This window comes from Peribacillus sp. P4_C12, from assembly GCF_056402095.1.
Genome location: NZ_JBFUIB010000154.1, coordinates 1 through 7,773, shown reverse-complemented (window position 1 = coordinate 7,773; position 7,773 = coordinate 1). Strand labels below are relative to the sequence as shown.

Genomic DNA, 7,773 nt, shown 5'->3' with positions numbered 1-7,773 from the left:
ATACATATTAGAATAGCCGCAGCGATTCCTAAAATTGTTCCCTGTGCAGCATCGTATGAAACTCCGATCATGGAAGAAACAACATATACAGTCATATGCACTAATAAGAATGTCCAAAAAATAGTCCAAGCATAACGCATCGAATTTCACCTCATTCCACTACATTCATTTTTATCTTACYATAATTAATATACAGTTAAAACGGCTTTTTCATAATAACCATTAAATAATTAAATACAGTATAACAAAGTAATCTTTTCTGACAGATGGGTTGGGAATGAAAAGTTGTCTTTAGTAAGAAGAAAAACGATATTATTTCGAGATCTTCACAAAATTATTCCAGCTTGATTAATTTATGAAAAGAAAATAGGCGTCTCCCCTGACCTTTTCAATATTTCGACATAAATTAAGTAGTAGTAGTATTTGTAGGAATATTCCTTAAAGGAGTTTAAAAGATGGAACTGGAACAGCGAACTTTTCAAATTGATGACCAATGGAGTATCGTCTATTATCCGGAGCAGCCCAGTGGTTTTTCCGTAATGGTAATCGGAGACCGTAGTCATTTTGTCGAAAAAGACAGCAGCTTTTGGCTCCAGCATCCTGGCAGGTTACGAATATTGGAGTATTTAAAAGAATGCGGATACACACTATTTTCATCCAATTTCCACGGAGCCAGTTGGGGTAGTCCAAGAGCTCTTGATCTTTCCCTTAAACTATATATTCTCTTCATGAAAAAGGAAATAGTCAATCAAAGGATTCATGTGTTGGCAGAGGGGACAGGCGCACTTCTCGCATTAAGGCTAATGAATGAACTAGGAAGTAAAATACGTTCTGTCGTTCTTATTGATCCAGTTTTTTCATTGAAAGCACAACTGGAAAAAGAAAAGGAAAATAAGTTTTTTTATAAAAAGTGGTTGACTGAGGTTTCGGCTGCTTATGAGATGAACCCAGCCGAATGTGAACAGCATATTCTGGATTCTGAAGATCCGTTAATTGAGGAGAACATCCCTGTAAAAGTAATTCAGGTTTTTGGAAGCTTGCGTAAAGAACAAGCCTCCTTTTATCGGAAAATCCAACTGGCTAGAAAGGCTGACTTGCAGCTAACTTATTTATTACCTGAAAAACGCTATAAAATACCTTATCAAATTCAGAAGTTTTTTAATGAGAATGAAGAGTCTTTATAAGAGTGGATATATTTTCACATTAGTTTGCATACGATACAGCATCTAAAAAAACTTGACGTGCCGGATGAAGCGAGCTTGATGGCATACGAGGAGGCTGTATTTATGCAAACATTCATTGTCATTGGCGCTTATCAATTTGTAGGTTTCTATGTGACCCAATATTTATTGAATCAGGGCGAAGAGGTAATCGGAATTGATTGGACAGATTCCCAAGCAAGTCAGTATATTATAGAAGAAAAGGAACTTGAAATTGGTCGAAGTGCTAATTTTATATATTTTCCGATAAATAAACTTAGATTATTAGATATTTCCCAGCAGGACACTGTTTTTATATCTTGTTACGATATTAGAAAAGGTAAAATAGGTAGAATCAATTGTCTTATAGACGATATCGTTTTCTTTCTTGAGAAATGCAAAAAAAATGGCTTAGATGAAACGCCAAATATTGTGATTCTCATGCCTGTTGAAGAGGATGTGGAGGATTTCCAGTCAATAATAACCTCAATCGAAGGAATTGCTTCTGTTAAAATCATATTTTTACCGACCATTTATGGCCCCTGGCAACCCGAAAGCATGTGCTTTGAAGCCGGAATCAACCAACTTGAACAATCAGCTATCAAAGCTACGCTTGCTCGTGAATATACCGAGGATGCGCTCTTTATTACTGATTTTGTGAACGCTTTAGAAAGAGTTGCTACCTTATCAGATAGAAAAATCCAGCTGTGCAGCAGTATAGATGATCACTGGAATAAATGTGCCAAGTTTATTTTTGGAGAAAGTATTGATTACTTATTTATTCAACCAGCAACTAAGATAATAAAAGGGACCGTCTATGAGGTGCAAAGTAAAACGGGTCCAGAAGAAGGTGTTTCCTTACAAAGGAAACATAATAAACGATTAAACTTACTTAAAAAGTGGAGAATGCGTGATTAAAGAGAGCCTTTGGTTAAACTCTAGAAGCACTGTTAAAAGGGGTACGAGTAATTCAAGAAACTAAAAACATGAATATCAAATCCTATTTTGGGTAAATGTATATGACAAGGCAGGTACAGTATCGAAAGACATTAATTCTAGGAAAAGTCCATAACCTGTTAATTTGGCCTGTATCTTATATGCGTCGTACTTTAATGAATGGAATAAAACTATCAGGAAATTCATTTTTTAATGTCTGTGCCTTTACGAAAGGGCTAAGGGGAATTATGATAATAATGAGATATTCTTTAAGTGAAAAAATGATTATCTGGTAAATTATCAAGTAGATAAGGAGGCAACTAAAAATGAGTTCAGATAAAACACTTGAATTTATGGGAATCGCTATGAAATACTTCCCAGAGGCTAAAGCAAAGCTGGAGGCAAACGGAATTCCTTTTTCAATGGATATGGCAGAGCCGTTCATGGACCTGTTTAAAAAAGTGATGCAAGAAGCTTATGAGCTTGGTAAACAAGATGCTCAGCGTTAATTAAGCTTAGGCTGTCCAGTCATGCGGACAGCCATCATTTTTTTCAGTTAATCTTTGTTTAAGAACTTGGTAATCAATGGGTTCATTTTCTGAATGGTTGGTTTGTATTGGTCATATAATCCCATTAATGTTTCTACGCTCACCATCAATTGCATGTAGTCAACTTTTGATTCCTCCTTTTGGAGTTCAGGCTCCGCTTTTCTACCAAACATCAAATCTGAAAAATGATCATCTTGTGTACTTCGATTGTTGCGAGTGAAAATGTCCATAATAAATTCCTCCTTTTTTCTATAATGTATGTCTATAAAACACCTTAGCGTAGGCCCTTGTCCGATTCAAGAAACAGATTCTTTTATACTTTCAAACTGTTAGCTCTTGCAAGGAAGAGTTTTTTTATATAAAATTAGTACCAGGTAATAATAGATGATGATAATTATTTATTAAAATAAATAAGGGGATGGCAAAATGAACGCTGGAATATTAGGGCTTGGACGCTACTTACCCGAAAAAATCGTTACAAATGCGGATTTAGAAAAAATCATGGACACTTCTGACGAGTGGATTCGGACTAGAACAGGTATCGAGCAAAGAAGAATTGCCGATGATAATACGAATACTTCTGATATGGCTTATGGAGCGGCAAAAGCTGCATTGATAAATGCAGAAGTCTCAGCGGACGAGATAGATTTAATTCTTGTAGCTACCGTGACACCTGATCAGTCGTTTCCTTCTATTGCTTGTATGATTCAGGAGAAATTAGGAGCAAATAAGGCGGCGGCTATGGATGTTAGTGCTGCATGCGCTGGCTTTATGTATGCGATGATTTCAGCACAGCAATTTATTCAGACAGGTGCTTATAAGCATGTGCTAATTGTTGGTGTTGAAAAGCTTTCAAAAATAACAAATTGGGAAGACCGCAATACTGCTGTCCTATTTGGGGACGGAGCCGGTGCTGCTGTCCTTGGGCCTGTTGCAGATGGGAAAGGGATTCTTTCCTTCGAATTAGGTGCAGATGGAACTGGTGGTAAGCATTTATTACAGGAAGGAGATTTTATTTCTATGAACGGACGTGAAGTGTTTAAGTTTGCTGTCCGTCAGATGGGAGAATCTAGCCTGAGTGTACTAGATAAAGCGGGATTGACAAAAGAAGATGTGGATTTACTTGTCCCTCATCAAGCCAATATTCGAATTATGGAAGCTTCGAGGGAACGTTTGGGTCTGCCAGTTGAAAAAATGACAAAGACGGTTCATAAATATGGAAATACCTCTTCAGCATCGATTCCGATTGCTCTTGTAGAAGAAATGGAAGCGGGCAGGATTAAGGAAAATGACCTAATCATTATGGTCGGTTTTGGTGGAGGACTCACTTGGGGAGCAATTGCTCTTAGGTGGGGGAAATAAAAATAGAAAACAAAATAATCGTACGAAGGAGCCATTTCTAATGACTAATCGCCGTGTTGTTGTAACAGGTATTGGAGCAATCTCTCCAGTTGGTAATGATGCAGAAACTGGATGGAAGAATATAATTGAGGGGAACTCAGGGATAGGGCCATTAACACGCTTGAATGCTGAGGAATTTCCTGTAAAAGTGGCTGCTGAAATAAAAGACTTCGATATTGAGACATATATCAATCGTAAAGAAGCGCGTAAGATGGACCGTTTTACGCATTATGCCATTGCTGCATCAGTTATGGCATTAAATGATAGTAAGCTAGAAATTACAGATGAAAATGCCACACGTGTTGGTGTTTGGATTGGTTCAGGTATTGGTGGACTAGAGACGCTTGAAACACAACATGAAAACTTTTTAAACAGAGGCTATAAGCGTGTAAGTCCATTTTTCGTGCCAATGATGATTCCGGATATGGCTGCTGGCCAGGTTTCTATCTTGCTAGGAGCTAAGGGAATCAATTCTTGTACGGTAACAGCTTGCGCAACTGGAACAAATTCAATTGGTGACGCGTTTAAAGCAATTCAACGTGGCGATGCCGATGTAATGATCACAGGTGGTGCCGAAGCGCCGATCACGAAAATGTCGGTTGCAGGCTTCTGTGCGAACACGGCTTTATCGACAAATCCTGATCCAAAAACGGCAAGCCGTCCTTTTGATGCAAACCGTGATGGGTTTGTAATCGGAGAAGGAGCTGGGGTTATTATTCTTGAAGATTTAGAACATGCATTAAACCGTGGAGCCAAGATTTATGCTGAAATAGCTGGATATGGATCGACTGGAGATGCTTTCCACATTACGGCACCAGCGCCTGGTGGAGAAGGTGGAGCAAGAGCGATGAAGATTGCGATTGATGATGCAGGTTTGAAACCGGAAGACATCCAATATGTAAACGCCCATGGAACAAGTACGCCTTACAATGATAAATATGAAACGATGGCAGTCAAAGAAGTCTTTGGTGACCATGCATATAAACTTGCATTAAGCTCTACAAAGTCAATGACTGGACATATGTTAGGGGCAGCAGGTGGAGTCGAAGCAATTTTCACCATTCAGGCAATCAGAGACAGCATTTTGCCACCGACTATTAATATTGAAACACCGGATTCTGAGTGTGATTTGGACTATGTGCCAAATCAAGCAAGGAAAAGTGAAATTAATGCGGCCATCAGCAATTCACTTGGGTTTGGCGGTCATAACGCAACTATTCTTTTCAAAAAATATCAATAATTAATGTTAAGAGCAAATCTTTAGAGATTTGCTCTTTTTTTGTTTGTGATGGTCCATGGACCGAACTGGTTACCTTCTTTGATAGAAAGCTTTTTTTCATTCTTAAACATGTATAGGGAAATAATATGTGTCACCCGCAATTATAAAATCATACGATAGTTAAAAGAGGCGGGGGTGTATGGGATGGGTGTTATTTCAACAAATGAATGGTTGAAGAAGGACTTCGACCGCCCGGTTCAGATGATGGACAGACTGAAAGATAAATTCAACAACAATATTAATGGAGATATGATTTATCGCCACTTACAAAAGCACGGCATGTATTCTCCAAATCAAAAAACGAAAAATACATGGGGAAACTTAACAGAAAATAATGTTTGGGAAAAGACACAAAGCCTTTTTACTTCTTATAAGAAGTTATGGGAAGGTCCAGACGTTCCCATTTATATTTTTCCTCTTATGTCTTCAGGGATGTGGAAGCAATCTATTGAAACGAAATCAGGATTGGCTTTTAAAGATAAATTGTTTCTTTTTTATGACAATGGTATAGCGGAAAAGGAAATGGAGGCCCTTTTGATTCATGAATATCATCATGTTTGCCGATTACACCAATTGAAAAAAGAACAGAAAGATTATACACTTCTCGATACGATGATTATGGAAGGGCTCGCTGAAAGAACTGTTAGTAAATATTTAGGAACGGGATATTTAGCGAAATGGACAAAGTTATATCAGGAAGACAAACTCCGGGGATTTTGGAGTAAGCACTTAAAAGCAAAGCATACCATAAAGCGTACAGACCCGCTTCATGATGTTCTTCTGCTGGGGAAGAAAGGGTATCCGTATATGCTAGGATACTGTACAGGATACTATCTGGCGAAAAATGCTGAAAAGCTCTCTGTAAAAAAATCATTCATTATCCAATCTGAAAAATTCTTAACAGAAAAGAACTAATTTATACGTTCTATTTTTCTTAATCTGTTTTCTAGAATAGGAATAAAATGTCTGGTTCCTGCCTATACTGATTGACAAACAGAAATTTGTTTAAGTGAGGGATGAATGATGTTATATCTTCATGATGTATGGGTTAATTGGTTTGAAGGAGAAGAAAACGGCTATAATATTTGTCATTTTCATGAATGGAGGAAGGATGATGGTATTGAGCTATTAGATCAAGTTCCTCTGTTGAAAGTCTCAGCAACACTCTTCCACTACATAGAAAATGACTTATCAGAATTACCTAAGCCATTGCTTAGCGATGTCTATCAAAAAGCGTATGCAAGGAAAAACCATGAACGAATTCAGCTTGACTATTGTTTTATCGTTACCGATGGAAATGGAATTCTAGCTGTAGATACAATAGGTTATCATATTCCGATTCGGAAAAGCAGAATAATTCCTCGGCAGGAACAAATTGTTTATGACATGATAGAAAACCATGATGAGATGGATTACACTTTTACTGAAAAACCTACATCTGAGAAAGAATATCATATTTTATCGCCGTCACCCTTATTTATGAATGGATTGACAAGAAAAGAAAGACAGCTTAAGCAGCTTCTATTCATGGCCATGGATCAATTATTTACAGCGAAAAACACTGCTGAAATCCGTTATTGGTATACAGAATGGGCTCCAGAAAAATATGAAAGCATTCAAGAAATGGATTTTCAAATAGCTTGGCTTGAGTTATATGAGGAAATGAAGGAAGGCTGGTCAGAAAAACACCTACAACTATGCGAAAATTTAGTAAAGGGGCAGCCATTTTTTGAAAAKCTTTGGCAAGTAGAGACAGGAGATAGTCCATCGATATTATAGGAGCATTTAACATTCACAAAAAGAAAAGACGATCCGATTAGGATCGTCTCAGTTTGTAGACAAAAGGGGTTCGGAATTATAAAATTCCGAACCCCTTTTGAAATTCCCTTTGAATTTTGGTCCAAGGTTAAGATATTGGGGCTCTACGAGCCCACTCTGTTAGGCCATTTTTGGACCTTGCCATGTCCAATTGGCCATCTTCTTTAAATTAATGGCAGCGAAAGTAAGCATCGCTTGCATCGACAATTTTTTAAGTCCCCTTAAAGTAGTCCAACGCATACCATGCTTTTCTTTTGCATCTGCGAATACACGCTCAATCGTTTCTTTACGTTTCGCATATATAGGTTTTACATCTTGATGAGTACGCAGATGATCTGCTTCTTCCACATATGCTTGCCAGATATGCCGTGTCACCACTTTTTGGTGGTCTTTGCTCTCTGTACACCGTGATAAAGATGAGCATGTTGCACAAATGTGTTTTGGCGATTTGTACTCGCGATAGCCCTCTTTATTTGTTGTTGAGTACTTTAAAGTCTCGCCCGAAGGGCAAAGGTAACAATCAAAATGTTCATCGTAAATATATTCATGTTTGCGATAGAATCCTTCTTTTGTACGAGGACGTGTATAGGGT

The 7,773-nt window shown here is 37.8% G+C and carries 10 protein-coding genes; 7 read left to right on the top strand and 3 right to left on the bottom strand.

Translation table 11 applies throughout. The annotated features are described in order from the left end of the window. Positions 1-140, bottom strand: a 140-nt coding sequence (locus AC1DUW_RS16860) for a YjzD family protein (protein ID WP_477643020.1), incomplete at its 3' end; no start/stop codon positions are given. Between the two features lie 315 nt (positions 141-455). Between AC1DUW_RS16860 and AC1DUW_RS16855 the strand changes: the two genes are divergently transcribed. The 3 genes from AC1DUW_RS16855 (at position 456) to AC1DUW_RS16845 (ending at position 2,644) form a co-directional block, all read left to right on the top strand. Further along, a complete protein-coding gene (locus AC1DUW_RS16855; RefSeq protein ID WP_477643018.1) occupies positions 456-1,184 on the top strand; it encodes an alpha/beta fold hydrolase in 729 nt (242 codons plus the stop codon). A gap of 102 nt (positions 1,185-1,286) precedes the next feature. Further along, positions 1,287-2,117, top strand: a complete 831-nt coding sequence (locus tag AC1DUW_RS16850; RefSeq protein ID WP_477643017.1) for a hypothetical protein — start codon at positions 1,287-1,289, stop codon at positions 2,115-2,117. A 344-nt stretch (positions 2,118-2,461) separates the two neighbouring features. Beyond that, complete coding sequence (locus tag AC1DUW_RS16845) at positions 2,462-2,644, top strand: ComZ family protein (protein ID WP_053344991.1); 183 nt, start codon at positions 2,462-2,464, stop codon at positions 2,642-2,644. 47 nt (positions 2,645-2,691) lie between these two features. Here the strand turns inward: AC1DUW_RS16845 and AC1DUW_RS16840 are convergent, their stop codons facing one another. Further along, positions 2,692-2,913 carry a hypothetical protein gene (locus AC1DUW_RS16840; protein WP_053344992.1) on the bottom strand — a complete coding sequence of 74 codons (222 nt, stop codon included), beginning with the start codon at positions 2,911-2,913 and terminating at the stop codon, positions 2,692-2,694. A gap of 196 nt (positions 2,914-3,109) precedes the next feature. Between AC1DUW_RS16840 and AC1DUW_RS16835 the strand changes: the two genes are divergently transcribed. The 4 genes from AC1DUW_RS16835 to AC1DUW_RS16820 all read left to right on the top strand — a co-directional run bounded on the left by AC1DUW_RS16835 (position 3,110) and on the right by AC1DUW_RS16820 (position 7,142). Beyond that, complete coding sequence (locus tag AC1DUW_RS16835; protein ID WP_053344993.1) at positions 3,110-4,045, top strand: beta-ketoacyl-ACP synthase III; 936 nt, start codon at positions 3,110-3,112, stop codon at positions 4,043-4,045. 40 nt (positions 4,046-4,085) lie between these two features. Then, positions 4,086-5,324, top strand: coding sequence for a beta-ketoacyl-ACP synthase II (gene fabF / locus AC1DUW_RS16830; RefSeq protein ID WP_252433810.1), 1,239 nt, complete (start codon positions 4,086-4,088; stop codon positions 5,322-5,324). Between the two features lie 183 nt (positions 5,325-5,507). Then, complete coding sequence (locus tag AC1DUW_RS16825) at positions 5,508-6,278, top strand: DUF2268 domain-containing putative Zn-dependent protease (protein WP_053344995.1); 771 nt, start codon at positions 5,508-5,510, stop codon at positions 6,276-6,278. Positions 6,279-6,386: 108 nt separating this feature from the next. Next, positions 6,387-7,142, top strand: coding sequence for a DUF3603 family protein (locus tag AC1DUW_RS16820; protein ID WP_477643019.1), 756 nt, complete (start codon positions 6,387-6,389; stop codon positions 7,140-7,142). A gap of 159 nt (positions 7,143-7,301) precedes the next feature. Here AC1DUW_RS16820 and AC1DUW_RS16815 read toward each other — a convergent pair. Next, positions 7,302-7,773, bottom strand: a 472-nt coding sequence (locus AC1DUW_RS16815; protein ID WP_477643016.1) for a transposase, incomplete at its 5' end; no start/stop codon positions are given.

Coding starts and splice junctions, on each gene's coding strand:
- AC1DUW_RS16855 (WP_477643018.1), top strand. CDS start 456: ATGGAACTGGAACAGCGAACTTTTCAAATTGATGACCAATGGAGTATC.
- AC1DUW_RS16850 (WP_477643017.1), top strand. CDS start 1,287: ATGCAAACATTCATTGTCATTGGCGCTTATCAATTTGTAGGTTTCTAT.
- AC1DUW_RS16845 (WP_053344991.1), top strand. CDS start 2,462: ATGAGTTCAGATAAAACACTTGAATTTATGGGAATCGCTATGAAATAC.
- AC1DUW_RS16840 (WP_053344992.1), bottom strand. CDS start 2,913: ATGGACATTTTCACTCGCAACAATCGAAGTACACAAGATGATCATTTT.
- AC1DUW_RS16835 (WP_053344993.1), top strand. CDS start 3,110: ATGAACGCTGGAATATTAGGGCTTGGACGCTACTTACCCGAAAAAATC.
- fabF (WP_252433810.1), top strand. CDS start 4,086: ATGACTAATCGCCGTGTTGTTGTAACAGGTATTGGAGCAATCTCTCCA.
- AC1DUW_RS16825 (WP_053344995.1), top strand. CDS start 5,508: ATGGGTGTTATTTCAACAAATGAATGGTTGAAGAAGGACTTCGACCGC.